This is a genomic window from Mesorhizobium sp. M0904 (assembly GCF_040319475.1).
Classification (GTDB): domain Bacteria; phylum Pseudomonadota; class Alphaproteobacteria; order Rhizobiales; family Rhizobiaceae; genus Mesorhizobium.
The window spans coordinates 1-26205 of sequence record NZ_JAMYOC010000012.1; the positions used below are offsets into that span (position 1 = coordinate 1).

Below are 26205 nucleotides of genomic sequence, written 5' to 3' on the forward strand. Positions count from 1 at the left end.
ACACCACCCCCCCCCCCCGGGCCGGCCCCCCCGCCGGGCGCGGGGGGGGGGGGGGGGGGCGGGGCCCCCCGCGGCCGGCCGGGGGGGGGGGGGGCGCGCCCAGGACCGGTCCGCAAGCGGCGGATGGCGATGCCGGCGACAGCCAGCTCGTGGGCGGCCCGCGATGCCGGCGGCAGCGGCGAGGGATCGAAGCCGTCCAGCCTGCGCTCGGCTTCGTCGAGATGGCCGATCAGCAGCAAGCGCCGGACTTCGAGGTTGCGCGCATGTGCGGCATTGACGCGGTCGCCATGCCTTTCAAGCGTCGCCCGCGCGGCGTCGAGTGTCTTGGCCGGCCAGGCGAGGTCCCGCGAGACGAGCGCGATCTCGGCCTCGGCGACTATACACCTCGCGCGGGCCACGGCCTCCCTCGGGCTGAATGCGTGTGCCGCCCTTTTTAGAAGAACCTTCGCCCGAACCAGGTCGCCAAGCTGCGCCATTGCGATACCGCGCAACGCCAGTGCCGGCGCATCGTCGCGCAGCGCAACCCGCTTCAAGGCGCCGAGCGGATCGCCCGCCGCAAGCGCATGCGCCGCGGCCGTGATCAGCGAGTCCATCGGAATCCCGTCACACTTGTCACTCCCATGGCTTCGACATTCGGCGCTAAGTCCATCTCACCAACCAGTCGTATCGACAACGGCGACTGTAGCCAACCTGAGTTGCGGCGCGCCAACCTTGAGTCGCGGCTAGATTGTGCACTGGGCTCGAACGCAACGATAAGCACTAGGAGAGACGCAGTGAAGATCGAAGGTACAGCCATCCTGGTGACTGGCGCCAATCGGGGCATCGGTCGGGCACTGGTCGAGGAAGCCCTGAGCAGAGGCGTAAAGCGCGTCTATGCCGCAACTCGCCAATCCATGGCCCACCCGGACCGGCGTGTGACGTCCCTGACCATGGATGTGACCAACGTTGCGCAGATCCGGGAGGCCGTCGAGAAGATCGATGCTCTCGATATCCTCATCAACAACGCCGGCGTATCGCCCTTCGATGACCTCAGCGACCGTCGTGTGCTCGAACAACAACTCGCCGTAAACCTCTTCGGATCGTATGACGTTACCCAGGCTCTGCTGCCGTTGCTGGCCCGGTCGCGGGGAGCCATCGTCAACATTCTGTCGCTGGCCTCGATTGCCGCCGTGCCGTTCAGTCCGGCTTATTCGGTCTCGAAGGCGGCCTCATTCTCGCTGTCGCAGTCGTTACGCACCCTTTTGGCCGGACAGGGTGTCAGCGTCCACAGGGTCCTTCCTGGCCCCGTGGACACGGACATGACCCGGGGCCTGGACATAGCGAAGGCCTCTCCGGAGTCTGTTGCGCGGGCAATCCTGGACGGCGTGGAGAATGGCGAGGAGGAGATCTTCCCCGATCCCATGTCGGAATCCGTGGCGGAGGGCTGGCGCAGCAGCGCGGTCAAGGCGCTTGAACGCCAGTTTGCAGCCTATGCGGAAGCAAGCCCGGCAAGGGAAGCAAGCCCGTCGAGCAGTGGGCATGAAGGAAAGAGCGAAACGATTACCCGCGAGGCCCATCCTTGCTGCTCGGCCTGAAACTGCGGACGCTTATGCAGGGGTCGCGGCATCGCCGCCCCTCGGCGCCGCCCCGACCCCTCACGGCGCGCAGAGATGCCTCCTGATGTCCGGAGCAAGTTGACCGATCAGTTGCGGTCGTCGGGGAAACTTGGAATAGGCAAGAATTCGACGCCATCCTCGGCGAGGCTCTTGGCCTCCTCCAGCGTCGCCTCGCCATAAATGCCGCGCGGATCGCTCTCGCCAAAATGGATCTTGCGCGCTTCCTCGGCAAATTTGTCGCCAACATAATCGGCGTTCTCGCGCACCTTCTCGGCAAGCGCCTTGAGCTGCGCCAGCGCCTGCTTTTGCGCCTCGCCCATGGCGAGCGCAATCTTCTCCTGGCTGCGCCCGGTCGAGACGGCCGGCGCCATCAGCGCCTTCTCGACCTTGTGCGAGCCGCAGGCCGGGCAATCGACGAAGCCGCGCCTCTTCTGTGTGTCGAAATCGTCGTTGCTGCGGAACCAGGCCTCGAATTCGTGCTCGTGTTCGCAGATCAGGGAAAAGCGGATCAAGAGGCGGCACCCCTGAGCGGCATTGCCTCCGCCGAACCGGCGTTTACGGCAAAATCGCGTGCGTTTTTGAGATTCGGTATCTTCTTGCGCGCGGCGACTGACTGCACCGGGTCGATCTCGGCGACAATCACCGCCGGCTCGTCATGCGCCGCCTCGGCGACGATGCGGCCCCAGGGATCGACGATCAGCGAATGGCCATAGGTTTCGCGGCCGTCCTCGTGCACGCCGCCTTGCGCGGCGGCAACCACATAGGCGCCGTTCTCGATGGCGCGCGCCCTGAGCAGCACATGCCAATGCGCTTCGCCGGTCTGGCGGGTGAAGGCGGCGGGCACCGAAAGCAGATTGGCGCCGGCCAGCGCCTCGGCACGGAACAGCTGCGGAAAGCGTAGATCGTAGCAGACGGCAAAGCCGAGCTTCACGCCATTGATTTCGGCGACGACGGCCTCGGTGCCAGGCTCATAGGCGGCGGATTCGCGCCAGCTCTCGCCATTGTCGAGATCGACATCGAACATGTGGATCTTGTCGTAGGTGGCAATCGTGGCACCGTCCGGCCCGAACAGAAGGGCGCGGTTGGCAAGCTTGCCGTCGGCGCGCAGAATGGCGGTCGAGCCGATATGCAGGAAGATGCCGAGCTCCTTGGCCAGCCTCCGCGACGTCGAGACGACGATGTCCTTGTCTTCGGATGTGAAGGAAGCGGCCCGCGCTTGGCTGTCGCGGATCAGCGCGCCGGTCATTTCCGGCGTCTGGACATAGGACGCGCCAAGACCTGCCGCCTCGCGGACCAGCCGTTCCAGATCGACCGCATTGCGCTCCGGACTGGTTCCCGAACGCATCTGGATCGCCGCAGCCTTGAAAGCACCCCCCGTCTTGAAAGCACCCATGGTCATGTCCTTACCTGGTCGAGCCGTTGGCGAGCAATCCGTCCAGCCGTCCTTCCGCCTCCAATTCGTGGAGATCGTCAGAGCCGCCGACATGCGTGTCGCCGATGAATATCTGCGGAAAGGTGGAACGGCCATGGGCCCGGGAAATCATTTCCTGGCGCAATTCCGGCGAGAAGGAGGCGTCGTGCTCGGTATAGGCGACGCCCTTCCTGTCGAGCAGCCGCTTGGCCGCGGTGCAATAGCCGCACATCATCCGCGTGTAGATCGTCACATCGACCATCGGTCAGCAATCCTGCCTCGTTCTGCTGTCATATAGGCTATATAGGCGCCGATTCGTCGGCCCGAAAGTCCCCCGGCAGCACGCGCGCGAAGGTCAGTACGTCGACCGCGCCGGCACCGCCCTTCGTCAATGCCCTAGCGACCGCGCGGACGGTGGCGCCGGTGGTGTAGACATCATCGATCAACAGCACCCGGCGGCCGGCGATTTCGATCTCCGCCTCATCCGGCACTTTGAATGCGGCGCGAACATTTTCCTCGCGTTCCCGCCGCTCCAGCCCGACTTGCTGGCGCGTGAGTTTGACGCGCTTGATGGCTGATGGCGCGAACGGCCGCTCCCCGAGCTGCGCCACCGCCCGCGCCAGTTCCGCGGACTGGTTGAACTGCCGTCGGAAGAAACGCCGCCAGTGCAGCGGCACCGGCACGACCACGTCGGCCTCGGCGATGAGCTCGGCACCGGCGCGAAGCATCCAGCGCGCCATCCACGGCGCCAGATCGGTGCGGTCCTGGTATTTCAGCCCTTGCACCATCTGGCGGGCAACGCCGGAATAGGCGACCGCCGCCCGCGCGCGCTCGAACGGCGGCGGGTCGGCTATCGCCTCCGCCGACAGGAAACCCTCACCCATACTGTGGGTGAACGGCGTGCCCATCACCGGGCACCATGGCCGTTCCAGCAGCCTGAGTTTCGGCCAGCAGGCGCCGCACAACACGCCGGGCTGCGAGACATGGCGGCGGCAGCCGGCGCAGACCGGCGGGAACAAGAGGCGCGCCGGCCAGCCCAATGCCTTGCGGGCAATGCTCTTGATCGCAATACGCTTGATCTCTGGCATGGGATCGGCCACGTGGTTGGTCCTCCGCATCACTATATCAGAGAGCGAAGCACAAGGACCTGCCCATTGCAGCCTGTAATCGACACCTCGCTCTGGCTGGCGCGCAAGCGCCGGGCACTGACCCGTCCCATCGCCGGCGCGGATTTCCTCATGCGGCGGGCGGCCGAGGATCTGGCCGACCGGCTCGGCGCCGTCGAACGCAGGTTCGGCAAGGCGGCCTCATTGTTTTGCCAGACGCCGGCAGCAGCAGAGGTGCTCGCCGAAAGCGGCAAGGTGACGGAAAACGTGCGCGTCGAGGCCGACGCCGCTTTCCTGGCTGGCCAGCCAGGAGTAGTAGCGCCGTTGGAAACCGTGCCATTCGAACCGGAAAGCCTCGACCTCGCAGTCTCGCTGCTGTCGCTGCAGGCGATGAACGACATTCCCGGCATGCTGGTGCAGATCCGCCGGGCGCTGAAGCCGGACGGGCTTTTCCTCGGTGCCTTCGCCGGCACAGGTACGCTTTCCGAGCTGCGCGAAAGCCTGCTTGCCGCCGAGACCGAGCTCTATGGCGGCGCCAGCCCGCGTGTGATCCCGTTCACCGACGTCCGCGACGCCGGCGCGCTGCTGCAGCGCGCCGGCCTGGCACTGCCGGTTGCCGACGTCGAGACGATCACGGTGCGCTACGATTCGCTATTTGGCCTGGTCGCCGACCTGCGCGCCATGGGTGAGACCAGCGCGCTTGTCGACCGCAGCAGGCGGCCGGGCACGCGAGCGCTGTTCGCGCGCGCCGCCGAAATCTATGCGGAGCGGTTTTCGGATGCCGATGGCCGCGTCAGGGCGAGTTTCTCGGTGGTCTGGATGTCAGGCTGGGCGCCCGATGCCTCTCAGCAAAAGCCGCTGAAGCCGGGCTCCGCAAAAATATCGCTGAAGACAATCCTGGAAAACCCCGGCGGCCCCTGAGCGTATCCTTGCGCAAAAGCTAAGCGTATCCCATCAAAGCTAAGCGGGTCACTGCGCAAAAGCGTTGGCAAGCCTGCTGCTGTTGTCGCTGAACAGCCACTGAATCGCATCGGCAGCCCGGCCGACACCAGCGACAATGGCAAGCGACAGCACGGCAACGATCAGACCATATTCGATAACCGTCGCACCCCTCTCGTCTTCTAAAAATCGTTGCAGCAAGATTTTCATGGGCGCCCATCCCTCTTGCCCGAACCTAGCGCCGACCCGTTAAGAAAGGTTAACGTGACAGGCTTAACGCGCGGTGAACCAGCCGCATTCTAGGAAACAGCCGAATCCTAGATAGTTGTTGAGGAGTCAGCAGTCGCCGCTGCTTCTGCCATCGGCCCGTATAACGCAGACCGAACTGGGCAGCGGCTGCAGCACGCTCTTGCGGAGCGTATAGCTATCGCGCTGGCCGATCGAGCCGGTGCTCATCGTATCAAGCCCATCGCGGGCAAACTGCGAGCGGGTCCGGCTGTCGAGGTAGGGCGTCGCGATCAAGGCCAGAGCCACCGCGGCCGAGCCGAACAAAAGGGCGATGCGCAATATTCCCATGCCGGCATTGGCCGCGCCAGGAAGGCGGTCGGGCCAAGGCGAGTCCCAGTCCTTGTCGAGGCTCATGCAAATCGCTCCCCAGCGGTGGAATCGGCGTAACCGCTTTGCGTCAATTTTTCACGACCAGATAAATCTTTCATTAATGCTGCCGATATCGCGTTGAGGAGTTGCCGGTTTACGGCAGGCCGGCCGTTAGAGCAGATCGATGAGGAACTGGATCAGCGGGGCGTCGGCCGGCGGCATTGGAAAATCGCGCATCTGGCGCGGCCGCACCCATTTCAGCACCTGGCCTTCCTTCGGCTGGGCAATGCCGCGGAATCGACGGCAGACGAACAGCGGCATCAGCAGGTGAAAATCGTCGTAGGAATGGCTGGCGAAGGTGAGCGGCGCCAGGCAAGGGATATCGGTCTCGATGCCGATCTCCTCGTACAATTCGCGGATTAGGCATTGTTCCGGCGTCTCACCGGGCTCGACCTTGCCGCCCGGAAACTCCCACAGGCCGGCGAGTTGCTTGCCTTCGGGCCGCTGCGCCAAGAGGACGCGCCCGTCGGCATCGACCAGCGCGCAGGCGGCGACCAGGAGCAGGCGTTTGCCGACCGTATCCAAGCCGCTCATGCGCCTTGTGGCCGGCGATAGTGATAGCGATAGACTTCGTCGAATCCGAGCGAGCGATAAAGCGCCAGCGCCGGCGCGTTGTCCGCCTCGACCTGCAGCCAGGCTTCCCGCGCCCCGCGCAGCCGCGCCCATTTCAACGCCGAACGGATGAGGTGGCGGCCATGGCCCTGGTTGCGCACCGACCTGTCGGTGGCAATCTCGAACAGGCCGGCAAGGTCGCCGTCATGCACGCAGATCAACGTCGCCAGCGGCTCGCTGCCGGCCTCCAGCGCAAACAGCCCGGCCTCCGGCTGGATGGCGCCGATGATCTCCGACAGGCCCGGCCGCAGCGACACATCAGAACCGCTCACCTTGAGCGCCGCGCCGATGAAACGGCTGATGTCCCTCAACGGAATCTGGTCCATGGCGTCGTCGAGCGCGGCGTCGGCGAGCGGCAGCCGCATGACCAGCGACTCCGCGAACGTGCTCCAGCCTTCGCCGTCGAGGTACTTTGAAAGATCAGGCCCCGACAGCGGTGAGATGCGAAAGGTCAGCGGCCTGCCATAAGCGTCGAAGCGGCGGCTGGCGCGACCGATGCGCTCGGCAATGTGCTGGATGTCGCCCGGATCGAGCGGATTGACCGAGTTCAGCCGCTTGGCCGGGTGGCCGGCCGTCAGCCGAACCACCCAGGTGCCGTCATAATGGACGGCGGCCGCCGGCCAGGCGCGGAAGCCGGCCGCCTCGTAGCGGCGCACGATCGCCAACACGCTTGCCGGATGTCTGGAAGCCAACGCCATCAGCTCCGATAATCGCCGTTTATGGCGACATATTCCTTGGTGAGATCGCAGGTCCACACCGTCGCCTTGCCGCGGCCGATGCCGATATCGGCGCGGATGCGGATCTCGTCGCGCTTCATATACGCCGAAGTCGCCTCCTCGGAATAGGCGGCGTCGCGCTCGCCCTGATAGGCCAGGCGGTTGTCGCCGAACCAGATCGACAGAAGGTCGCGGTCGGCCGGCTCGCCGGCCTTGCCGACGGCCATGACGACGCGGCCCCAATTGGCGTCCTCGCCGGCGACCGCCGTCTTGACCAGCGGCGAATTGGCGATCGACAGCGCGATGCGCTTGGCCGAGCGGGCCGATTTGGCCCCGGTGACGGTGACCTCGACCTGCTTGCGGGCGCCCTCGCCGTCGCGCACCACCTGCAGTGCCAGCGATTTCAGCACCTTGCCGAGGGCACGGCGGAAGGCGCCGAGGCGCGCATCCTTGGGGTCGGAAATTGCCGGCGCGCCGCGCCTGGCGGCAGCACCCGTGGCGAACATCAGCAGCGTGTCGCTGGTCGAGGTGTCACTGTCGACGGTAACCGCGTTGAAGGTCTTGGCCGTGCCGCGCGACAAGAGATCCTGCAGCACGGGTGCTGCGATCGGCGCGTCGGTGGCGACGAAGGAAAGCATCGTCGCCATATCGGGCGCGATCATGCCGGCACCCTTTGCGATACCGTTGATGGTGACGTCGGCATCGCCGAGCTGGACCGTCACGGTCGCCAGTTTGGGATAGGTGTCGGTGGTCATGATCGCCTTGGCGGCTTCGGTCCACAATTCCGGCTTGCCGTCCTTGACTAGGCCGGCCAGCAGATGGCTGAACTTTCCGGCGTCGAGCGGTTCGCCGATCACGCCGGTCGAGGCTAGGAACACCTCGCCCGCTGTGCAGCCGGCCGCCTTCGCCGCCACCTCGCCCGTGAGTGCCGTCGAGGCGCGGCCCTTCTGGCCGGTAAAGGCATTGGCATTGCCGGAATTGACCACCAGCACGCGTGCCTTGCCAGCCACGAGGTTCTGCCGGCAGAAATCGACCGGCGCCGACGGGCATTTCGACCTGGTGAACACGCCGCCGACGGTGGTGCCGGCGTCGAACACCATGGCCAGCAAGTCGGTGCGGTTCTTGTATTTTATGCCGGCCTCGGCGGTGGCGATGCGCACGCCCTCGATCACCGGCATCTTGGGATATTTCTTCGGCGCGAGCGGCGAAACCTGTGCGGACATGGAAGACCCCGGGCGGGAAAAATCGAGAAAGGAACGCCGGTTTGCCCGATAGCACGCGCCGGCGCAAGGCGTTTTCACAGCCGTTATGGGTACCGGAAGCCTGACACCGCCTCATGCCGCAAGCAGGCTGTTGCAAATTTGTTGGTATCGCTGCGATCGATAGCGCTATGATCCTGCCCCATGGGCAGGCTTGTGGTCTTGGCACTGGCGTTTCTGGGCTTTCTGCTGCTGCGCGCCGATGCGCAGACGGCGCGGCGCGTAGCGCTTGTGGTCGGCAACGGCAGCTACGCCGAAGCCGGCACGCTGGCCAATCCGGTCAACGATGCGCTCGACATCGCCGACAAGCTGCGCACCATCGGTTTCGAGGTGATCGAAGGCAACGATCTCGGCAAGCGCGAGCTCGAGCGCAAGATCGGCGAATTCTCAGATGCGCTGCAAGGTGCCGGTGCCGGGCTGTTCTACTATGCCGGCCACGGCCTGCAGGTCGACGGGCGCAACTTCATCGTGCCGGTCGACGCCCGGTTGGACATGCCGGTCAAGCTGCAACTCGAGGCGGTGCCGATCGACGAGGTTCTCGACATCATGGAGCAGCAGACCAAGGTCAGCCTGGTCTTCCTCGATGCCTGCCGCAACAACCCGTTTGCCCGAAGTCTCAGCCGCGGCGCCACGACGCGCTCGGCGACGGCTCTCGCCGGCCTTGCCCAGTTCGAGTCGACACGCGGCTCCTTCATCGCCTTCTCGACGGCGCCCGGCGCTGTGGCAATAGACGGGACGGGGCGCAACTCGCCCTTCGCCGCGGCGCTTTTGCGGCACATGGCCGAGCCCGGACAAAGCATCAACGACATGATGATCGCGGTGCGCCTCGACGTCGTTTCCGCAACGCGCGAGTCGCAGCGTCCCTGGGAGCAGGGGTCGCTGCTCGAGCGTTTCGAATTCGTTCCGGGCGGAGACACTGCCCAGCAACCGAAACCGGCCGTCAGCCCGGCTCCCGCGTCGCAGGTGGCTGCGCTCGAACGCTCCGTCGGCGACGAGGGTGCCATCGAAAAATTCTTGCGCGAAAACTATCTGGCGCCTGATGCCAGGAGAATGCGCGAAACCGTCAAGCGGCTTTACGGTTCGTCGGCCACCATCTACGGCACGCGTTACGACAGCGAGGCCATCGTCAAGGTCAAGACCGACTGGTTCGCGCAATGGGCGTCGTGGTCGTTCGGTCTCGAGCCCGGCAGCCTCGAGGTGACGCCGCACGGTAAGGATCGTGCCGACGTGGTTTTCGCCATGAGCTACGACTATGTGCCGAAAGACAAATCGGCGCAGCGCCTGACCGGCAAGGCGCGGGTGATGCTGGAACTCGTGCTGGCCGACGGCGAATGGCGCGTTGCGTCGGAAACGTCGCAAGCGCTGGAATGACCGTCACCGGACGGTCGGGTTGAGGAAGCCACGAAACATCCGCTGCACGCCCGGAATCAGTCCCCAAATCATGATCGAGACCATCAGCGGCGCGATGACCAGTGTACGCTGCCAGATCTGCCATTCCTGCGTCAGCGGAAAAACCACGTACAGAATGGCAGTGATCAGCGGATAGACGCCGAGCAGCACCAGCAGGGCGAAGCGCAGGCGCGAAAAACATGTGGCGACGGTCGAAGTCATTGCTGTCTCCCTTATCGTAACGGAACGTTCCGTTACGTGTGAAACGGATCGTTTCGTTTCGTCAAGAGTTGTATATGATGGCTGCTGAAATCGCGGGCAAGGACAAAGAAATGGGCGAAATCACCGATCCCGGGCGCAAGTCGGCCGGCGCACGGCGCAGCCCCGAAAGCGCCGATGCCATTCTCGATGCCGCCGAGGCGGTGCTGGTCGAGGCCGGCTATTCCGGCTTCTCGATCGAGGCGGTGGCGCGCCGCGCGCGTGCCGGAAAACCGACGATCTATCGCTGGTGGCCAAGCAAGGCCGCCTTGCTGCTCGACGTTTACCAGCGGCAAAAGCGCGTCGACAATCCCGATACCGGGAACCTTGCGGAGGATCTCGTCGGCTTCCTGAAGAGCTTGTTCGCGCACTGGCGCGACACATCGTCGGGCAGCGTGTTCAGATCGCTGATCGCCGAGGCGCAGTCGGACGAAAAAGCCGCCGCCGCCCTTGCCGAATACGCGAGAGGGCGTCGCATCCACACCGGCCAGATGGTCGAACGCGCCAAGGCAAGGGGAGAGGTGGCAGCCGATGTCCATGCCACTGTCGTCGCCGACCTGGTCGCGTCGTTTGCCTGGGCGCACCTTCTGACAGACCGCCTGGACGAGGACGAGGCGATCTTACGCAGGGCGGTCGGCTATATCTTGAAGGGCATCGTCGCTGAGTATGCCGGCGACGCCACGGCGGTCCGGCGGCGGCGTCGACGCATCCTCGCTCGCCCTACCAAATAGAAGCGACAGGGCGGCAGCGCGCCCTGTCGTAGCCCAACCTGGCTTATTTGGCGCTTTCCAACGCGTCGACCGTCTTCTTCAGGTTCGCATCCGGGATGTCGACCTTGGCGTTGGCACGCAGCGACTTGACCAGCGCGAAATACTTGTCGCGGATGACCGCCTGGCGCGCCTGGTCCTTGACCTGGTCGAACGCCGGCGGCTGCTTGGTGCGTTTGTCCTCAACCTTGATGACATGCCAGCCGAACTGCGACTGCACCGGCTGCTCGGTGTATTTGCCGACCGCCAGCGCAAACGCCGCCTTGTCGAACTCCGGCACCATCTGGCCAGGTCCGAACCAGCCGAGATCGCCGCCGCTGGTCTTGCCGCTCGGATCGCTGGTGTGCTCGTTGGCGAGTTTCTGGAAGTCGGCGCCGCCGTCGAGCTGCTTGATGATGGCGTCGGCCTCTTCCTTCGTCTTCACGAGGATGTGACGGGCGTGCACCTCGTTGGCGGGCGGCGTGTTGGCGATTTCCTGGTCGTAGCGGGCGCGGACCTCTGCATCGGTAACCTTGTCGATGACGCCCTTCTCGACCATTTCGCCATGCAGCGCGCGCTGCTGCAGGAAGGCCATGCGGCGCTGGAAGTCGGGATCCTTGTCGAGGCCGGTGGTCACCGCCTGAGCCGCCATGACGCGGATTTCGATCGCCGCCGACAGTGCCGCGGCGCGGCGCTGCTCGGGCGGAAGCTGCGCGAACTGCTGCGACAGCTCGCCCTCGGCAAGCCCAAGGTCTGCCTCGGTCAGCGTCTGGCCGTTGATGGTGGCGACCACGGCGTTCGGATCGACCGGCTTGGCCGCCGGGGCGGGTGCTGCCGGCTGGGCAGGGGCGGCTTCCTGTGCCATCAGCGGCGACAGCGAGAGGGCCGACAGGCCGAATGCCAGACCAAGGCTGGCGAGCGACGCACGGCGGAACAATACAGACATTACGATTATCTCCAAAGCGGGGTAGCTAGAGCGGAATGGCTTCCAGACCAGCAGGATTGTGGCGGAATTTGGCGCGGTCGACAGGGCGAGCGCGGCGTTGACATCGAATGAGCCCCCTCTTATCTGTCCAACGACTTTGCGTCCAGAACCGTTTTCCGGGCGCTTTTTGCGTTTGTCCGCGTTCACGTGGATTTGATGGGGCCAGCCGGCGCCCGTCGCAACGACTTGGAATGCTATCGAAAGGGCCATTGGATGGTCAGTCTCGGCGGTCTCGCCCGTAAGGTTTTCGGCTCCTCCAACGATCGTCGGGTCAAATCGACCCGGCCCCGCGTCGAGGCGATCAATGCCATGGAAAACGAGATGCGGGCGCTCTCCGACGCCGAGCTTCAGGCCCGCACCGACAAATTCCGCCAGGACATCGCCAACGGCGCCAGCCTCGACGACCTTCTGGTGCCGGCCTTCGCGACCGTGCGCGAGGCCGCCCGCCGCGTGCTCGGCATGCGGCCGTTCGACGTGCAGCTGATCGGCGGCATGGTGCTGCACAATGGCGGTATTGCCGAGATGCGGACCGGTGAAGGCAAGACGCTGGTGGCGACGCTGCCGGTCTACCTCAACGCGCTCGCCGGCAATGGCGTCCATGTCGTCACCGTCAACGATTATCTGGCCACGCGCGACTCCGAATGGATGGGCCGCGTTTACAAATTCCTCGGCCTTAAGGTCGGCGTCATCGTCCATGGCCTGTCCGACGAGGAGCGCCGCGTCGCCTACGCCGCCGACGTCACCTACGCCACAAACAACGAGCTCGGCTTCGACTATCTGCGCGACAACATGAAGTACGAGCGCGCCCAGATGGTGCAGCGCGGCCATAGCTACGCCATTGTCGACGAGGTCGATTCCATCCTGGTCGACGAAGCCCGCACGCCGCTGATCATTTCCGGTCCGCTCGAGGACCGTTCGGAAATGTACAACACCATCGATACCTTCATCGTCCAGCTGCAGCCGCAGGACTACGAGATCGACGAGAAGCAGAAGACCTCGATCTTCACCGAGGAAGGCACCGAGAAGCTGGAGAACATGCTGCGCGATGCCGGTCTGCTCAAGGGCGAGTCGCTCTATGATGTCGAGAACGTCGCCATCGTCCACCACGTCAATAACGCGCTGAAGGCGCACCGGCTGTTCCAGAAGGACAAGGACTACATTGTCCGCAACGGCGAGATCGTCATCATCGACGAGTTCACCGGCCGCATGATGCCCGGCCGCCGCTATTCGGAAGGCCTGCACCAGGCGCTCGAAGCCAAGGAGCATGTGGCGATCCAGCCGGAGAACCAGACGCTCGCCTCGGTCACCTTCCAGAACTATTTCCGCCTCTACAAGAAGCTCGCCGGCATGACCGGCACGGCGCTGACTGAGGCCGAAGAATTCGCCAACATCTACAATCTCGACGTCACCGAGATCCCGACCAACCTGCCGGTCATCCGCATTGACGAAGACGACGAGGTCTACCGAACGGTCGAGGAGAAATACAAGGCGATCGTCAAGGAGATCAAGGAGGCCCGCGCCAAGGGTCAGCCGACGCTGGTCGGCACCACCTCGATCGAGAAATCCGAGCAACTGGCCGAGCGCCTTCGCAAGGAAGGTTTCAAGGATTTCGAGGTGCTGAACGCCCGCCACCACGAGCGCGAGGCGGCGATCGTCGCTCAGGCCGGCAAACCCGGCGCCATCACCATCGCCACCAACATGGCCGGCCGCGGCACCGACATCCAGCTCGGCGGCAATGCCGACATGCGCATCGCCGAGGAGCTTGGCGACATGCCGGCCGGCCCCGAGCGCGAGGCCCGGGAAAAGCAAATCCGCGACGACATCGCCCGGCTGAAGGAAAAGGCGCTTGCCGCCGGCGGCCTCTACGTGCTGGCCACCGAACGCCATGAATCGCGCCGCATCGACAACCAGTTGCGCGGCCGCTCAGGCCGTCAGGGCGATCCCGGGCGATCAAAGTTCTTTCTGTCGCTGCAGGACGATCTGATGCGCATCTTCGGTTCCGAGCGCATGGACGGCATGCTGCAGAAGCTCGGCCTCAAGGAAGACGAGGCGATCATCCATCCCTGGATCAACAAGGCGCTGGAAAAGGCGCAAAAGAAGGTCGAGGCGCGCAACTTCGACATCCGCAAGAACCTGTTGAAATATGACGACGTCTCCAACGACCAACGCAAGGTGGTGTTCGAGCAGCGCCTCGAATTGATGGACGGCGAAGGCCTGTCCGAGACGATCACCGAGATGCGCGAAGGCGTCATCGAGGAGATCGTTGCCAAGAACATTCCCGAAAACGCCTATGCCGAGCAGTGGAACGTCGCCGGGCTCAAGGCCGAGATCGCCGAATTCCTCAACCTCGACCTGCCGGTAGAAGACTGGGTCAAGGAAGAAGGCATTGCCGAGGACGACATCCGCGAGCGCATCAGCCAGGCCGCCGATGCTGCCGCCAAGGAGCGCGCCGAGCGCTTCGGCCCCGACGTGATGACCTATGTCGAGCGCTCCGTGGTGCTGCAGACGCTCGACCATCTGTGGCGCGAGCACATCGTCAATCTCGACCATCTGCGCTCGGTCGTCGGCTTCCGCGGCTACGCCCAGCGCGATCCGCTGCAGGAGTACAAGAGCGAGGCGTTCGAGCTGTTCCAGGCGATGCTGGGCAATCTGCGCCAGGCCGTCACGGCGCAGCTGATGCGCGTCGAGCTGGTCCGCCAGGCGGCGGAAGCGCCACCGCCAGAGGCGCCCGACATGTTCGGCAGCCATATCGACGGCTCGACCGGCGAGGACGATTTCGAAGGCGGCGAGACGGCCGTCCTGGTCCGCCAGGAGACCAACGCCATCGTCGCCCCCGAAAACCGCGACCCGAAGAACCCGGCCACCTGGGGCAAGATCGGCCGCAACGAAGCCTGCCCGTGCGGGTCGGGCAAGAAGTACAAGCATTGTCATGGGGCGTTTGCGTAAGGCACTGCGTTCCTTCGCCCCGTTCACGGGGAGAAGGTGTCCGAAGGGCGAATGAGGGGCGGCGGAGGCGTTGGCAATTAGCCAATCTCCCCACCTGAGGGGGAGATGGCCGGCAGGCCAGAGGGGGGCGCTCAGCCTTTTTGGCGATCTTAGGGCGACGCTCTGGCGTCATATTCTCGGCCCGCTTCGTGCCGCCTTTCGCGCCCAGCGCTTTCGCGGCAGGTCTTTACCGTCGTCAACCACGTCATCGGAGTCCTCGCCTGTAGCAATACGCATGACGCGGGCGGCATTGCCGATCACGTCGGCAGGACGCTTCTGGCCTTTAGGTCCGGTTGGCATTTCCTAGTTCTCGGCATGGCTAAAGACGACAGCGCCGTTGTCCTTACGAACTTCAACGGACACGATTCCATCGTCACCCTTTCGGGTTTGAAACATGGAGGTTGCATGATCTTTCGCGGTCTTCTCGTCGTCGAAGATCAACTTGTCGACGATGCCCTGCCTTCCATACCAGATGACAGTGTAGACCATTGTTGCTGCCGTGCGTTCCGCTCAGCATATAGGCGTTTCGCATATAGGGCAAACGGGATAGGCGTTTCCGCGGATTTCAAACTGAGACACTCCCGAGCAGGTTGAAGGGTTGCGCGAATGATGAATATGAAGCAGCCAGCGCCGCCCCTCATCCGCCTGCCGGCAGCTTCTCCCCGTATAGAGACAGGGCGAAGGAAAGCCCACCCAACCGTTTCTTAATGTGTCTCCGCTACACCAAGCCCCTGTAAATTGGCGGAAAACGGAGTGTAATCGGGGTGCGCTTTTCCGCGGCAACGACAGCCGGGCGGTTCCTGCCGCAGCGCCTTGCGCTGCGCATAAGGCCGCTGCTCGGCCTGATCGATGCCGTGCTGTTCACCGCCGGCGAGCGCGGCGAGGCCGGCCGCATGTCGCTGATCGCCTTTTCGGTCCGCATCGTCAGCGCCGTCATCGCCTTCGTCAGCCAGGTCCTGATGGCGCGCTGGATGGGCTCGTTCGAGTACGGCATTTTCGTCCTCGTCTGGGTGACCATGGTCATCGTCGGCAATCTCGCCTGCCTCGGCTTCCACACCTCGGTCATCCGCTTCATCCCCGAATATCGCGCTCGCGGCATGATGGCCGAATTGCGCGGCATCGTGCGGGCCAGCCGGCTGTTCGTGCTGGTTGCCTCGACTGCGATCGCCGGCCTCGGCGCGTTCGCCGTCTGGCTGCTGTCGGCCTTTATCGAAGACTATTACGTCGTGCCGTTCATCCTCGGCATCATCTGCCTGCCGATGATCGCCATGTCGGACCTTCTGCAAGGGCTGGCGCGGGCCAATTCCTGGGCGCTGTTTGCGCTGTCGCCGACCTTTCTGGTGCGGCCGGTGCTGATCCTGGCCTTCATGGCGCTGATGCTGCTGGTGGGCTACGCGGCCGACGCCAGGACGGCGATCTTCGCCGCGATCGCCGCCACCTATGCCACCACGCTCGGTCAGCTCATCGGCGTGACGTCGCGCATGGACAGAAGGATCCCGGCCGGGCCGATGAAATTGCATTTCGGCCAATGGTTCATCGTCTCGCTTCCGATCTTCCTGGTCGAGAGCTTTTTCTTCCTGCTCACCAATGCCGACGTGCTGATGGTCGGCGCCTACCTCGATCCCAACGACGTCGCCGTCTATTTCGCCACGGTCAAGACGCTGGCGCTGGTGCATTTCGTCTATTTCGCGGTCAAGGCCGGCGTCGCCCAGCGCTATGCCCAGTTCACCCATGGCGAGCCGCAAAAGCTCGCCGCCTTTGCCCGCGAGACGGTGTCGTGGACCTTCTGGCCGTCGCTGGCGATGGCGCTGCTGGTGCTGGCACTGGGCGAGCCAATGCTGACCTTGTTCGGCCCCGAATTTTCCGCCGGCTATCCGCTGCTGTTCCTGCTGGTGTTCGGCGTCGTGGCGCGGGCCGCCGTCGGCCCTTGCGAAAGCCTGCTCACCATGAGCGGCAACCAGAACATCTGCGCCGCTGTCTATGCCATGACGCTGGCCTTCAACATCGCGCTGAGCGTCGTGCTGATCCCGCTCTTCGGTCTGTGGGGCGCGGCGATGGCCACCGTCTTCGCCATGATCTTCGAGGCCGGCGCGCTGTCCTTCACGGTCTGGCGCAAGCTCGGCATCGTCATGGTCATTTTCGTATCCGCCAAAGGAGCCGCCTGATGGCTGCCGTCCCCCTGCTCGAGGAAACCAGCGGCGGCCCGGCCGGTGCCATGGTGTCCGGTCTTGCCGGGCTTGCCCGCGAGGCCGATCCCGCCCATATCGAGATCCTCGCCAACAACCGGCCCGAGCGCAAGCTTGCCATCTATCCAGCCTCCGCCGGCTTCGACCTGGTCGAGGAGCTCGACTATCTCTGCACCCGCACAATCGAGCCCAACGTCTTCTTCAACCCGCGCTTCCTGGCGCCGGCCATGCCCAGGCTGGAGGACCGTGAGGTGCGGCTGGCCGTCATCCGCGACGGCGACCAGTACCGCAACCGGCTGCGCCTGCTGGTGCCGTTCTCGGTCGAGCGACCGGCGGTGCCGCTCGGGATTCCCGTCATGCGCACCTGGTCGAGCCCGTTCGGCCCGATCGGCACGCCGCTGGTCGACCGCGACGATCCGATCGGCGTCATCGAGGATTTCTTCTCGATGCTGTCGCGGCCGCATCTCAAGCTGCCGAAGGTCTTCGTGCTGCCCGACATAAGGCTGGACGGCCCGGTGGCCAGCCTGCTCGCCAGCGTCGCCGAAACGCGCGGCCTGACGCTGGTCACCACCGGCAAGGCCGAGCGCCCGGTGCTCGACAGCGCGCTCGACGGCGAGGAATATCTGAAAGCTTCACTGCGCGCCCACCATTATCGCGAGTTCCGCCGCCTGAAGCGCCGCCTCGCCGACCTCGGCCGGCTGGAGCATGTGGTGGCGCGCGGGCCGGACGAGATCCGCCATGCCATCGAGAATTTCCTGACATTGGAGGCCGCTGGCTGGAAAGGCCGCGAGCGCACCGCCATGGCCATCGACCGCTACCGCGCCGCCTTCGCCCGCGAGGCGGTGCACCGGCTGGCCGAGCAGGATCTTTGCCGTATCCATTCGCTGACGCTCGACGGCCGCACCATCGCCTGCCTGGTCGTCTTCGTCGAGGCCGGCGTCGGCTACACCTGGAAGACCGCCTATGACGAGACGCTCGCTGCCTATTCGCCAGGCACGCTGCTGATGATCGAGGTGACCAGGCAGCATCTCGACGACCCCAACATCATGATGACCGATTCCTGCGCCGTGCCCGACCATCCGGTGATGAGCCGGCTGTGGACGGAGCGCAGGCCGATGGGCACGCTGGTGATCGGGCTGACGCCGGATGCCGACCGCCCTGCCCGCCAGGCGGCATCGCAGCTTCACCTCTACCGCGAGACCCGCAACATGGCCCGCCTGCTGCGCAACCGGATGAAGAGCTTGCTGCGGCGGCGGTAGACTTGGGGGTCCTGCTGGGGCCTAGTTCCTCGACACGGTGATTTTGACAGGTCGGGCCAATCAGCAGCGAACGTCGATAATTAACGTCAAGAATTCCTGTCAGCGGCAAATCGCAAACCTTCGAGATTAGCCGAGACATCCCTCCCTTCGTCATCCCAGGGCGGAGCAAGGAGCGAAGCGACGCGGCGCAGACCCTGGGATCCATGCCGTTACCTGGCGGCAGTGCTCCGGCGGACGAGAACCGAACGCTACCACGCCGTTCCCGCGAAAGAGCTCGAACCCAGAGTCTACGCGACGTCGCTTCGCTCCGGCGCAGACCCCGGGATGACGAAGGAAGCCGGTCGGCAGCAACCGTCGACAGTCCCTTTCAGACTCAGTCGCAGAACCAAATCCTCTGTGCCGACGACCTAGGTCGTCAGGGTTAATTCTCCCAATCACCGGAAGGGACTAGCATCAACGCAGTCCCAACAGGGATGAGGCGATCAATTTCGGCCGCGCGTCCAGCATCATTGCCGCCTCGATCTTGCACGGCCAGAAGAAAATCTGGGAGGAATTCATGACGAAAACATCCAACCTCAGGCGTCTCGGTATCCTCGCCTTGGCAGGTCTCGTTGGCGCGTGTCTGAGCGCCGCCGCGCCTCGGGCCGCCGAACCCGACAAGGCCGAGATAGATGCCCTGCGCAAATCGCTGTCCAGATATGAAGACTACAAGGTTGCCGTTCGCGAACTTTATCTGTCGACGGTTGGATGCGTCTTCTACAGCGGCGAAAAGGTGGAAGGGGCGATGGACTACCCGAAAGGCGCAATGGGCATCCATTTCGTCAATGTCACGACTGTCGGCCCGACCGCGGATCCGACGCGCCCCAATGTCCTGATCTATGAGCCGGTCGGCGGCGAATTGCGCCTGGTCGGCGCGGAATGGCTCGTGCCCTTGACGCCGGACACAAAGGAGCCGCCGAAGCTCTTCGGCCAGACATTCCAGGGGCCGATGGAGGGGCATTATCCGCTCATCCCGAAGGAGTTCCACCACTACGACCTTCACGCCTGGCTGTTCAAGGACAACCCGCTCGGAATGTTCAGCCCGACGAACCCGGACGTGAAATGCGACAACTATCCGTTTCCGATGCCTGAGCAGCCGACCAAGATGGTGCCGGGGCCGATGTAATAACGGCTCAGGCTGCGATCCATAGCTTGCTAGGTAAGGCAGCCGGACTTCAAAGGCGTTATCCCGGAGGACGCTCCTGGGATAACGTCCAACCAAAAGTCCGTTCCCGGAACTTCGGACTCGTTTCGCCGTTTGGCAATCACGACTCGACCCTGCCGCGGGTTGACAAAAGGCGTTCCAAGGAGCCGACCGTGAAACGACGGAGGACCAAGTGAAAAGTCTGATCCAGACAGGATTGTCCGCAGCCGTTTCGGGTACGATCGTCAGCTTCGCCACGACAGCTGCGCTGGCCCTGCTTGCCAGGCGGAAAGGCAAAGGCGCTCTGCAGCCCACGAATGCGACCAGCCACTGGCTCTATGGCGAGCAAGCCGCGTCGGTGCGGCGCGGTGACGTGGCGCACACGCTCGTCGGCTATGGCACGCATCACGCTTCCTCCATCTTCTGGGCATTCCTTTTCGAACTATGGCTCGCCTCGAGGCCGCCGCGTCCGTCGCTTCTGATATTTCGCGATGCGTTGGCGGCAGCGGCCATTGCCGCGGCGACAGATTATGGCTTCGTGCCGAAGCGGTTGACGCCAGGTTGGGAGACGGTGCTGCCGAAGCGATCTATCGCGGCGACTTTTGCGGTGATGGCGGTCGGTCTAGCGATGGGCGGCATGATCAACAAGGAATTGCGCCGGCAGCATTAGGGACAGGGATTTGAGACAGATGCTTCGCACGGCCCGTTCACGTCATCGCGACGGGCGGATCGCCGCGCTCGTCCCATTCTGCGGCATCTCCACCTCATCGGGAACCTTTCTCAAGGGACATGGTTCCGAATGTGCGGCGAAAGCGTGCTGCTCATTCCTGCTATCGCCAAGGAGATTCGACCATGAAGCTTCGCGAGTTGTTGGATCAAGTAAAGGACCTGCCGCCGGACACCTTGGTCTGTGCCGCCGAAATCGATGAAGCCTTTGCCGTCAACGTTGTTGGCGTTGAAGCTGTCGAGAGCGCCAGAATCCAAAGCCGCAAACCGGATGGCACCGAAGCTGTCGAACTCGCCAACGGGACCGAGAAAGTCATCGTGATCCGCTGGTGAAAACCGGGGAAGTTGCGTTCAACAGCATGATGTTCCGCTCCACTGTGGGGCGCTGCAAATGCTGGCAGCGCATCGATGGCCAGTCGCCTATGGCTTGGTGGGCATGGCTTGGACAAAAGCCGCCATTTGGCGTTCGAGCGCTTTGAACGCGCTGCCGCGCCAGCTCTCGGCCATGGATGCCGATTTTGGATCAGGGAAGATTTCCTCTTCCCCTCGCGCCATGCCGTCCAGGATGCCTTTCGCGACGCTCTCCGCGGAGCTCTTCGGTATATCGGCGTCTCTGCTCATGTCGGTGTCTATGGGACCGGACAGGACTGCATGAACGCTCACGCCACGAGCGCCGGCGAGAGCACGCAGCGATTGCGTCATGGAAAACGCGGCGGCCTTCGATAGTGAGTAAGACGGAATAATCGGGAACGGAACGAGAGCCGCTTCCGACAGGATGTTGACCACGGCGCCGCGCGAATGCGTGAGCAGCGGCAGGAATGCGTGGGTTACGCCATGCACGCCGAGCAGGTTGACGGCGAGGTGTCGCTCGAGCGCAGCACGATCGCCAAGATCGTCGTAGAGCCCGATGCCGGCGTTGTTGATGAGGATATCGAGAGACCCGATCCGCTCGACAGCCGCCCCAATCTGCACCGCATCGGTCACGTCCAGGATCAGCGGCGTGACGCGCCGATCCGCGTGGGCGAGCGGTTTGCGCGCGCCGGCATAGACGCGCTTGGCACCCCGCCTCAATATTTCCTCGACCAGCGCCTTGCCGAGGCCGCGGTTGGCCCCGGTCACGAGAACGGCTTTGTTTGTGACTTCCATCGATTTCGGCACGACGATCTCTCCTCCTCTTGCATAAATGCAAGCCATCGTTCTTGCATCATGCAAGTAGGCTATGGTTTTCTGTTCCCACGCTTGGACGCCGTCTCCCCCGTTGCATTGCTCCAGGGCAGCCGGCGCCGTGACCAGGCGAACCTTGCAACTAGGACCCGACTTCCAACGTCGTGTAGGAGATCGGCGAAGGCCGCTCCAGGAAGGCGCCGGTTATGGCCGAAACGAAATTCTTCGCGTCCGCCGAGCGTAGAAAAGCGTCGCGCTCCTGCTTCGATGCCCAGCGCTCGACGCAGATGGTAACATGGGGCTCTGCCTCCGAGCGAAAGACGCTATAGTCGATGCACCCGCTTTGCTTGCGGGCCGCCCCCGCCACGTCCCGCAGGGCATTCCGCACCTTGCTTTCGATGCCGGGCTTCGCCGCTGCCGTCGTCATGACGATCATCCCGGCGCCATCGCCTGCCGCCTTGCGCTCGGCGGCGCCGAGGTCCTCGTTTTGCGGCACAACCGTTGGGTTGGCGTTCTCTTCGCCCTTGTTGGGTTGCCCCTTGCCCGTCGAAATCAGGTCGCGAAGACTCGCGACATAGAAGCGCCAGGAGTCATGGCAGACATCGTAGCATTCTTCACTCGGCTTCAGCCCGACATGGGTGAAACGCAGTTCGGTCCCCTTTTCGGTCGGCGCGATCTCGAAGACCACGTTCGTGCCGGTCCACTCGGTCGCATCCTTGACGAAGTTGAAGTAGTTCTGGACGACGCGCCAGACGACCTTCTTGCCAGGCACAAGCTCCGTGACCTTGAATGTGCCGCGGTGGATATCCTTGAAATGATAATAGAATATCGCACCGAGTTTGTTGGTATCGCCATCTATATCTTCCGACCACCAGGCTCGCGGATTGACAACCGCGGCAAAAACCTCTTCGGGGTTTTGCTTAACGACGAATGACGTCGTGTAATCTTCTTCCTTTTTCATAACATATCTCCTGTCTGGATCTGATTGGTTGATGGACACCCGAAATCTCGGGCGATGAAGTGGAGCGACGCTCTCTCGGCCTCTGTCGCTTGCATCATGCAAGCACAATGCATACTTGCATGATGCAAGTCAATACGGTATGTTCACACCATGCTTGGTCGTCTCTATGAAAAACAAAACTGCTCGGCCTCACGCGCCCTGGAGCTGGTCGGCGAGCGCTGGAGCCTGTTGATCCTGCGCGACGCGATATTCGGCGGCTGTACGCGCTTTTCGCAATTCCAGAAGAGCCTGGGGATCGCCACCAACATCCTGGCCAAGCGCCTCGAGGATTTCGTCGAGGCCGGCCTGATGGACCGTCGCCCGGGTGCCGCCGGCGAGCAGGCCGACTACGTCCTGACCCGGAAGGGGCTGGAATTCAAAACGGTCATTATCGCGCTGACCGAGTGGGGCGACAAATGGGTGCGGCCCGGACCCATCGTCTACTGCGACCAATCCGACGGCAAGCCGGTCGAGGTGCAATTGCGTCGCGCCGGCAATGGCAAGCGGGCCGACTTCGCCGACGTCGTGGCGGCCCTGCGCTAGGCACGGCGGCGGCTCCGGCCCGCAGCACGATCCAAGACGAAGCTGTTTCGCATCGTGCCATAATGTTACCGCGTATCTCACCTCCCGAGGTTGCATCCGTGGGCCGGGTCTGGTGGGTAGTTCGCGGGAGGAAACATGTCCGTCGGGCAGCGATCGACTTTGCGGCAGCGTCTTTTTGCGGGACCGCGGCACGCCTGATCGCGTGCGGTGAGGAACGCCAGATTGCGCTTGGGGCTGGTCCGCGCACCGTTCAGCGGAAGCTCGAGCAGCTCGCGGCAGCAGGCAAGGTGCAATCATTCGGCCACGGTCGGGCGCGCCGCTGGACGATCCCACCCACGCCATTGGACTTAACAGGAAGTGGCGTGGGAATTTTAGGAAATGGTGCCCCTAGCCGGGATCGAACCAGCACTCCTTGCGGAACTCGATTTTGAGTCGAGCGCGTCTACCAATTCCGCCATAGGGGCTCAGGCCGGGCGGCCTGGATGGGCGCGGACTATACGGTTGGAGGCCTGTTCGTCAACTGGCCAAATCCCGACATCTCGGCTCGCTCAAGCCTCAGCCTTTCGATTTCGTGAAGCAGCTGCCATTGTGCAGCGCGGAAAATCTTTCTAGACAGGCGGCGCATGTCATTGAAGCGCACCTTGTCCGACGAGGTTGATGCGGGGCGCTTCCAAGTCTTGTTTGTACATGTCGTGATCCCAAGACCGCTTCTGGTTTGGGCGTGCATTAGGAGTGCCGATGCTTCGCGGACTTTACGACTGGACCTTGTCGCTGGCGGCGAGCAAATCCGCCGAATGGTGGCTGGCCTTCATCGCCTTCGTCGAGAGTTCGGTGTTCCTGGTGCCGGCCGACGTCCTCTATCTGCCGATGGCGCTGTCGCGGCCGGATCGCGCCTATCGTTACGCGCTGGTCGCCACCGTCGCCTCGGTGCTGGGCGGCATCGCCGGCTGGTTCATCGGCCATTATGCCTATGATGCGGTGGCGCGGCCGATCCTCGAATTTTATGGCAAATATGACGAGTTCGAAGCGATGCGCGTCTCATCGGGTGTCGGCTTCATCATCCTGATGCTGGTCACCTCCGGCCTCGCCCATCTGCCGCCGATCAAGGTAGTGACGATCCTGTCGGGCGTCATCGGTGTTCCTTTGCTGCTGTTCATCGTGCTGGCAATCGTGGCGCGCGGTGCTCGCTTCCTGTTTCTCGCGTGGCTGTTGCGCCGCTATGGCGAGCCGATCCGCCACTTCATCGAAAAGCGCCTTGGCCAGATTGCGGGCGCCGGCGCCGCTGCCCTGATTTTGCTCTATATCGTCGTCAAATACGCCGTCTGAACCGAACGGACTGAGCCCGATGACAGCGACCGTGAATGCCGATACCGGACGCCAGCGGCTGCGCACCGCCCTGTTTCTCGCCGTCGCCATGGCCGCGACCGTCGGCTCGGCGCTGGCCTTCCAGTATGTTGGCGGCTACATCCCCTGCAAGCTCTGCCTCGAGCAGCGCACGCCTTACTACGTCGGCGTGCCCTTGATGCTGCTGGCGGTGCTTGCGTCGGCGCTTCGGGCACCAGCCTGGGTAAGCCGTGGCCTGCTGGCCATTGGCGGCCTGCTGATGCTCTACGGCGTCTATCTCGGCGTTTATCACTCCGGCGTCGAATGGGGGTGGTGGCCGGGCCCGACCGATTGCACCGCAGCCGCCGGGCCGGTGGACACCGGCGGCAAGGGCGTGCTCGACGCGCTCGACAAATTCGTCCCGCCTTCCTGCGACAAGGCGGCGGTCCGCATCCTCGGCCTGTCGCTGGCGGGCTGGAATGCCATCGCCAGCTTTGTCCTCGCCGCCGTCGCGTTCCGCGGCGCCTTTGCCCGCGACTGAGTGGCAGAACGCAGAATTCGTTCAGAAATTCGTCAGGCCGGAGTGCATGACGTAGCTTCGAGAACCGGAGCGGAGCATGCTAAGCTACGTGAGCACCGGCCTACGCCGGCCGTAGCCTTAACTACCACGCCACGACCGCTCATGAATGCTTCGGCCGGCGAAGGCCGGAAGCGCAGAAAGCCGCGTCAGGCGACCGGCATGGCGGATTTCTGCCGAACTCTACGGTTCGAGTTCGACATCCCAGTACAGATAATCCATCCAGCTTTGGTGCAGATGGTTGGGCGGGAACAGCCGGCCGTTATTATGCAAATCATGCACCGTCGGCTGGTAGGGCTTTTGCAGCGGCCACATCTTGGCGTGGGCCGGCATCATGCCGCCCTTCCTCAGATTGCAGGGGGAACAGGCAGCGACGACATTCTCCCAGGTCGTGGCGCCGCCGCGATGGCGCGGAATGACATGGTCGAACGTCAGATCGTCCGGCGTGCCGCAATATTGGCACTGGAAACGGTCGCGCAGGAAGACGTTGAAACGGGTAAACGCCGGATGCCTCGACGGCTTCACGTAAGCCTTCAGGCTGACGACGCTCGGCAGCTTCATCGAAAAGGTCGGCGACGAGACGGCGTGTTCGTATTCGGCGACGATGTTCACCCTCTCGAGGAACACCGCCTTGATGGCATCCTGCCAGGACCAGAGCGACAAGGGGTAATAGCTGAGCGGACGGTAATCCGCATTCAGCACCAGCGCTGGAAGCCCATCCGGAGATACGGCAACCGTCACGTCGTTGACCTCCTTCACCCTAGAACCGGTCGACGCGGATACTGTAAGCCCGACATGACAGGGATGTGAAGCGGATTGTCGATCATGCCCGGTCTCAAAAATGCATGATTTCAATGCTTTTTTGAGGATTCAGGCCGGAGGCGCGGCATCCCTGCCCTTCAATTCTCGATAATAAGCCCAGAAAAGCCGCGATGCGACACCGCGCCACGGGCTCCATGATTCGGCAAGCCGGATCAGCATTTTCTCCGGCGGACGCGGGTCGATGCCGAGCGCATGGCCGACCGCGCTCTGCAAAGCAACGTCGCGCGCCGGAAAGATATCCGGGTGTCCGGCGGCAAACAAAAGGTAGACTTCAGCCGTCCACGGGCCGATGCCCGGCACTCTGGTCATGGCCGCGATAGCCTCGCTTGCATCGAGCCGGCAGAGGTGATCGAGGTCGAGCCCGTCGGCCACCGCCTGTGCGACGGCAATCAGGCCGCGCTGCTTGGGCCGCGACAGTCCCGCGTTGCGAAAGATCGCCTCATCGGCGGCAAGGATCGCCTGCGGCGTCAGCGGATCGAGCAGTTCCGTCAGGCGGCCGAAGATGGCATCGGCGCTCGCGCGGGACACTTGTTGCGAAACGACGATGGAAGCAAGGCTCCTGAACCCCGGCTCCGACAGCCTGAGCGGCACCTCGCCAGCCATGCCGCGTACTTTTTCCAGGCGCGGGTCGAGCAAGCATAGCCTATCCAGCCCTTGCGCAATGTCGTCGAGGCTGGCGATGCGTTGCATGTCTGCTTGTTCCAAAATCAAAAGTGCCGCACGTTTCGTCACGTGTCCCTCTGGACGCACGACGCCGCCGGCGC

General features: G+C 63.6%; 29 protein-coding genes, 1 tRNA gene and 1 pseudogene. 13 read left to right on the forward strand and 18 right to left on the reverse strand.

All coding sequences use genetic code 11. The features are described 5' to 3' along the window. Window positions 1-593 (reverse strand): annotated as a pseudogene (locus NKH80_RS14175) (hypothetical protein); the annotation flags it as partial. Between the two features lie 180 nt (window positions 594-773). Here NKH80_RS14175 and NKH80_RS14180 point away from each other — a divergent pair. Continuing rightward, window positions 774-1574: an SDR family NAD(P)-dependent oxidoreductase gene (locus NKH80_RS14180; protein ID WP_352992076.1), complete on the forward strand. Its 801-nt coding sequence runs from the start codon at window positions 774-776 to the stop codon at window positions 1572-1574. A gap of 107 nt (window positions 1575-1681) precedes the next feature. Here NKH80_RS14180 and NKH80_RS14185 read toward each other — a convergent pair whose 3' ends face one another. The 4 genes from NKH80_RS14185 to NKH80_RS14200 are packed head-to-tail and all read right to left on the reverse strand — an operon-like array spanning window position 1682 to window position 4106. Then, window positions 1682-2107 (reverse strand): DUF1178 family protein, encoded by a 426-nt coding sequence (locus NKH80_RS14185; RefSeq protein WP_352704427.1) that lies wholly within the window; start codon window positions 2105-2107, stop codon window positions 1682-1684. Beyond that, complete coding sequence (locus NKH80_RS14190) at window positions 2104-2988, reverse strand: carbon-nitrogen hydrolase family protein (RefSeq protein ID WP_352649345.1); 885 nt, start codon at window positions 2986-2988, stop codon at window positions 2104-2106. The genes NKH80_RS14185 and NKH80_RS14190 overlap by 4 nt, the downstream gene beginning before the upstream one ends. A 10-nt stretch (window positions 2989-2998) precedes the next feature. Continuing rightward, window positions 2999-3268 (reverse strand): glutaredoxin 3, encoded by a 270-nt coding sequence (grxC, locus tag NKH80_RS14195; protein ID WP_254816699.1) that lies wholly within the window; start codon window positions 3266-3268, stop codon window positions 2999-3001. A 37-nt stretch (window positions 3269-3305) separates the two neighbouring features. Then, window positions 3306-4106 (reverse strand): ComF family protein, encoded by an 801-nt coding sequence (locus NKH80_RS14200; protein WP_254816698.1) that lies wholly within the window; start codon window positions 4104-4106, stop codon window positions 3306-3308. Window positions 4107-4160: 54 nt separating this feature from the next. Here NKH80_RS14200 and NKH80_RS14205 point away from each other — a divergent pair, with 54 nt between their 5' ends. Next, window positions 4161-5033: a methyltransferase domain-containing protein gene (locus tag NKH80_RS14205; RefSeq protein WP_352737894.1), complete on the forward strand. Its 873-nt coding sequence runs from the start codon at window positions 4161-4163 to the stop codon at window positions 5031-5033. Window positions 5034-5081: 48 nt separating this feature from the next. On the opposite strand, the gene NKH80_RS14210 is transcribed toward NKH80_RS14205, so the two are convergent. The 5 genes from NKH80_RS14210 to argJ form a co-directional block, all read right to left on the reverse strand. Next, on the reverse strand, window positions 5082-5261 hold the full coding sequence (locus NKH80_RS14210; protein ID WP_352476309.1) for a Flp family type IVb pilin: 180 nt from the start codon (window positions 5259-5261) through the stop codon (window positions 5082-5084). Window positions 5262-5387: 126 nt separating this feature from the next. After that, complete coding sequence (locus tag NKH80_RS14215; RefSeq protein ID WP_352505141.1) at window positions 5388-5693, reverse strand: hypothetical protein; 306 nt, start codon at window positions 5691-5693, stop codon at window positions 5388-5390. A gap of 126 nt (window positions 5694-5819) precedes the next feature. Then, window positions 5820-6242 (reverse strand): (deoxy)nucleoside triphosphate pyrophosphohydrolase, encoded by a 423-nt coding sequence (locus tag NKH80_RS14220; protein WP_352491816.1) that lies wholly within the window; start codon window positions 6240-6242, stop codon window positions 5820-5822. Further along, window positions 6239-7018, reverse strand: a complete 780-nt coding sequence (locus NKH80_RS14225) for a GNAT family N-acetyltransferase (protein ID WP_352737895.1) — start codon at window positions 7016-7018, stop codon at window positions 6239-6241. The genes NKH80_RS14220 and NKH80_RS14225 overlap by 4 nt, the downstream gene beginning before the upstream one ends. Further along, window positions 7018-8259 (reverse strand): bifunctional glutamate N-acetyltransferase/amino-acid acetyltransferase ArgJ, encoded by a 1242-nt coding sequence (argJ, locus tag NKH80_RS14230; protein ID WP_352737896.1) that lies wholly within the window; start codon window positions 8257-8259, stop codon window positions 7018-7020. The genes NKH80_RS14225 and argJ overlap by 1 nt, the downstream gene beginning before the upstream one ends. Window positions 8260-8439: 180 nt before the next feature. Here argJ and NKH80_RS14235 point away from each other — a divergent pair, with 180 nt between their 5' ends. Continuing rightward, window positions 8440-9666: a caspase family protein gene (locus NKH80_RS14235; RefSeq protein WP_352992079.1), complete on the forward strand. Its 1227-nt coding sequence runs from the start codon at window positions 8440-8442 to the stop codon at window positions 9664-9666. A 3-nt stretch (window positions 9667-9669) separates the two neighbouring features. On the opposite strand, the gene NKH80_RS14240 is transcribed toward NKH80_RS14235, so the two are convergent. Continuing rightward, window positions 9670-9906, reverse strand: coding sequence for a putative antibiotic biosynthesis monooxygenase (locus tag NKH80_RS14240; RefSeq protein ID WP_352505137.1), 237 nt, complete (start codon window positions 9904-9906; stop codon window positions 9670-9672). A gap of 110 nt (window positions 9907-10016) precedes the next feature. Between NKH80_RS14240 and NKH80_RS14245 the strand changes: the two genes are divergently transcribed. Beyond that, window positions 10017-10673 carry a TetR/AcrR family transcriptional regulator gene (locus tag NKH80_RS14245; protein ID WP_352992199.1) on the forward strand — a complete coding sequence of 219 codons (657 nt, stop codon included), beginning with the start codon at window positions 10017-10019 and terminating at the stop codon, window positions 10671-10673. A gap of 43 nt (window positions 10674-10716) precedes the next feature. Here NKH80_RS14245 and NKH80_RS14250 read toward each other — a convergent pair whose 3' ends face one another. After that, a complete protein-coding gene (locus tag NKH80_RS14250) occupies window positions 10717-11634 on the reverse strand; it encodes a peptidylprolyl isomerase (protein ID WP_352992081.1) in 918 nt (305 codons plus the stop codon). Between the two features lie 252 nt (window positions 11635-11886). Between NKH80_RS14250 and secA the strand changes: the two genes are divergently transcribed. Continuing rightward, complete coding sequence (gene secA, locus NKH80_RS14255; protein WP_352900249.1) at window positions 11887-14619, forward strand: preprotein translocase subunit SecA; 2733 nt, start codon at window positions 11887-11889, stop codon at window positions 14617-14619. Window positions 14620-14961: 342 nt separating this feature from the next. Here secA and NKH80_RS14260 read toward each other — a convergent pair whose 3' ends face one another. Next, window positions 14962-15147, reverse strand: a complete 186-nt coding sequence (locus tag NKH80_RS14260) for a hypothetical protein (protein ID WP_254816687.1) — start codon at window positions 15145-15147, stop codon at window positions 14962-14964. Window positions 15148-15422: 275 nt separating this feature from the next. Here NKH80_RS14260 and NKH80_RS14265 point away from each other — a divergent pair, with 275 nt between their 5' ends. The 5 genes from NKH80_RS14265 to NKH80_RS14285 all read left to right on the forward strand — a co-directional run bounded on the left by NKH80_RS14265 (window position 15423) and on the right by NKH80_RS14285 (window position 20345). Beyond that, entirely contained in the window at window positions 15423-16823 is a 1401-nt protein-coding gene (locus NKH80_RS14265) for a lipopolysaccharide biosynthesis protein (protein ID WP_352992085.1), read from the forward strand. After that, window positions 16823-18103: a GNAT family N-acetyltransferase gene (locus tag NKH80_RS14270; protein ID WP_352992087.1), complete on the forward strand. Its 1281-nt coding sequence runs from the start codon at window positions 16823-16825 to the stop codon at window positions 18101-18103. The genes NKH80_RS14265 and NKH80_RS14270 overlap by 1 nt, the downstream gene beginning before the upstream one ends. 556 nt (window positions 18104-18659) lie before the next feature. Further along, window positions 18660-19268 (forward strand): hypothetical protein, encoded by a 609-nt coding sequence (locus tag NKH80_RS14275; RefSeq protein WP_352992089.1) that lies wholly within the window; start codon window positions 18660-18662, stop codon window positions 19266-19268. A 211-nt stretch (window positions 19269-19479) separates the two neighbouring features. Beyond that, window positions 19480-19956 carry a hypothetical protein gene (locus NKH80_RS14280; RefSeq protein WP_352992091.1) on the forward strand — a complete coding sequence of 159 codons (477 nt, stop codon included), beginning with the start codon at window positions 19480-19482 and terminating at the stop codon, window positions 19954-19956. A gap of 182 nt (window positions 19957-20138) precedes the next feature. After that, window positions 20139-20345: a sugar phosphorylase gene (locus NKH80_RS14285; RefSeq protein ID WP_352646633.1), complete on the forward strand. Its 207-nt coding sequence runs from the start codon at window positions 20139-20141 to the stop codon at window positions 20343-20345. Between the two features lie 87 nt (window positions 20346-20432). Here NKH80_RS14285 and NKH80_RS14290 read toward each other — a convergent pair whose 3' ends face one another. After that, on the reverse strand, window positions 20433-21170 hold the full coding sequence (locus tag NKH80_RS14290; RefSeq protein ID WP_352456666.1) for an SDR family NAD(P)-dependent oxidoreductase: 738 nt from the start codon (window positions 21168-21170) through the stop codon (window positions 20433-20435). A 148-nt stretch (window positions 21171-21318) separates the two neighbouring features. Beyond that, window positions 21319-22137 carry an antibiotic biosynthesis monooxygenase gene (locus NKH80_RS14295; RefSeq protein ID WP_352505127.1) on the reverse strand — a complete coding sequence of 273 codons (819 nt, stop codon included), beginning with the start codon at window positions 22135-22137 and terminating at the stop codon, window positions 21319-21321. A 150-nt stretch (window positions 22138-22287) separates the two neighbouring features. Between NKH80_RS14295 and NKH80_RS14300 the strand changes: the two genes are divergently transcribed. Continuing rightward, window positions 22288-22719, forward strand: a complete 432-nt coding sequence (locus tag NKH80_RS14300; RefSeq protein WP_352456668.1) for a winged helix-turn-helix transcriptional regulator — start codon at window positions 22288-22290, stop codon at window positions 22717-22719. A 379-nt stretch (window positions 22720-23098) separates the two neighbouring features. Here the strand turns inward: NKH80_RS14300 and NKH80_RS14305 are convergent. Further along, a tRNA-Leu gene (locus NKH80_RS14305) sits at window positions 23099-23183 on the reverse strand. A 274-nt stretch (window positions 23184-23457) separates the two neighbouring features. Here NKH80_RS14305 and NKH80_RS14310 point away from each other — a divergent pair. Both NKH80_RS14310 and NKH80_RS14315 read left to right on the forward strand, forming a co-directional pair. Further along, entirely contained in the window at window positions 23458-24045 is a 588-nt protein-coding gene (locus tag NKH80_RS14310; protein WP_023721063.1) for a YqaA family protein, read from the forward strand. A gap of 19 nt (window positions 24046-24064) precedes the next feature. Further along, a complete protein-coding gene (locus NKH80_RS14315) occupies window positions 24065-24583 on the forward strand; it encodes a disulfide bond formation protein B (protein WP_352992094.1) in 519 nt (172 codons plus the stop codon). 219 nt (window positions 24584-24802) lie between these two features. Here NKH80_RS14315 and NKH80_RS14320 read toward each other — a convergent pair whose 3' ends face one another. Beyond that, the gene (locus NKH80_RS14320) at window positions 24803-25360 is read right to left on the reverse strand and encodes an HNH endonuclease (protein ID WP_254816681.1); all 558 of its coding nucleotides are present in this window, start codon (window positions 25358-25360) and stop codon (window positions 24803-24805) included. 129 nt (window positions 25361-25489) lie between these two features. Next, entirely contained in the window at window positions 25490-26131 is a 642-nt protein-coding gene (locus NKH80_RS14325; RefSeq protein WP_254816680.1) for a DNA-3-methyladenine glycosylase family protein, read from the reverse strand. Between the last annotated feature and the right edge of the window lie 74 nt (window positions 26132-26205).

What these genes read in the sequence shown, in the direction of transcription:
- NKH80_RS14190 (WP_352649345.1), bottom strand. Translation starts at nt 2,988, where the DNA reads ATGGGTGCTTTCAAGACGGGGGGTGCTTTCAAGGCTGCGGCGATCCAG.
- grxC (WP_254816699.1), bottom strand. Translation starts at nt 3,268, where the DNA reads ATGGTCGATGTGACGATCTACACGCGGATGATGTGCGGCTATTGCACC.
- NKH80_RS14210 (WP_352476309.1), bottom strand. Translation starts at nt 5,261, where the DNA reads ATGAAAATCTTGCTGCAACGATTTTTAGAAGACGAGAGGGGTGCGACG.
- NKH80_RS14215 (WP_352505141.1), bottom strand. Translation starts at nt 5,693, where the DNA reads ATGAGCCTCGACAAGGACTGGGACTCGCCTTGGCCCGACCGCCTTCCT.
- NKH80_RS14220 (WP_352491816.1), bottom strand. Translation starts at nt 6,242, where the DNA reads ATGAGCGGCTTGGATACGGTCGGCAAACGCCTGCTCCTGGTCGCCGCC.
- NKH80_RS14225 (WP_352737895.1), bottom strand. Translation starts at nt 7,018, where the DNA reads ATGGCGTTGGCTTCCAGACATCCGGCAAGCGTGTTGGCGATCGTGCGC.
- argJ (WP_352737896.1), bottom strand. Translation starts at nt 8,259, where the DNA reads ATGTCCGCACAGGTTTCGCCGCTCGCGCCGAAGAAATATCCCAAGATG.
- NKH80_RS14235 (WP_352992079.1), top strand. Translation starts at nt 8,440, where the DNA reads ATGGGCAGGCTTGTGGTCTTGGCACTGGCGTTTCTGGGCTTTCTGCTG.
- NKH80_RS14240 (WP_352505137.1), bottom strand. Translation starts at nt 9,906, where the DNA reads ATGACTTCGACCGTCGCCACATGTTTTTCGCGCCTGCGCTTCGCCCTG.
- NKH80_RS14245 (WP_352992199.1), top strand. Translation starts at nt 10,017, where the DNA reads ATGGGCGAAATCACCGATCCCGGGCGCAAGTCGGCCGGCGCACGGCGC.
- NKH80_RS14250 (WP_352992081.1), bottom strand. Translation starts at nt 11,634, where the DNA reads ATGTCTGTATTGTTCCGCCGTGCGTCGCTCGCCAGCCTTGGTCTGGCA.
- secA (WP_352900249.1), top strand. Translation starts at nt 11,887, where the DNA reads ATGGTCAGTCTCGGCGGTCTCGCCCGTAAGGTTTTCGGCTCCTCCAAC.
- NKH80_RS14260 (WP_254816687.1), bottom strand. Translation starts at nt 15,147, where the DNA reads ATGGTCTACACTGTCATCTGGTATGGAAGGCAGGGCATCGTCGACAAG.
- NKH80_RS14270 (WP_352992087.1), top strand. Translation starts at nt 16,823, where the DNA reads ATGGCTGCCGTCCCCCTGCTCGAGGAAACCAGCGGCGGCCCGGCCGGT.
- NKH80_RS14275 (WP_352992089.1), top strand. Translation starts at nt 18,660, where the DNA reads ATGACGAAAACATCCAACCTCAGGCGTCTCGGTATCCTCGCCTTGGCA.
- NKH80_RS14285 (WP_352646633.1), top strand. Translation starts at nt 20,139, where the DNA reads ATGAAGCTTCGCGAGTTGTTGGATCAAGTAAAGGACCTGCCGCCGGAC.
- NKH80_RS14295 (WP_352505127.1), bottom strand. Translation starts at nt 22,137, where the DNA reads ATGAAAAAGGAAGAAGATTACACGACGTCATTCGTCGTTAAGCAAAAC.
- NKH80_RS14300 (WP_352456668.1), top strand. Translation starts at nt 22,288, where the DNA reads ATGCTTGGTCGTCTCTATGAAAAACAAAACTGCTCGGCCTCACGCGCC.
- NKH80_RS14310 (WP_023721063.1), top strand. Translation starts at nt 23,458, where the DNA reads ATGCTTCGCGGACTTTACGACTGGACCTTGTCGCTGGCGGCGAGCAAA.
- NKH80_RS14315 (WP_352992094.1), top strand. Translation starts at nt 24,065, where the DNA reads ATGACAGCGACCGTGAATGCCGATACCGGACGCCAGCGGCTGCGCACC.
- NKH80_RS14325 (WP_254816680.1), bottom strand. Translation starts at nt 26,131, where the DNA reads ATGCAACGCATCGCCAGCCTCGACGACATTGCGCAAGGGCTGGATAGG.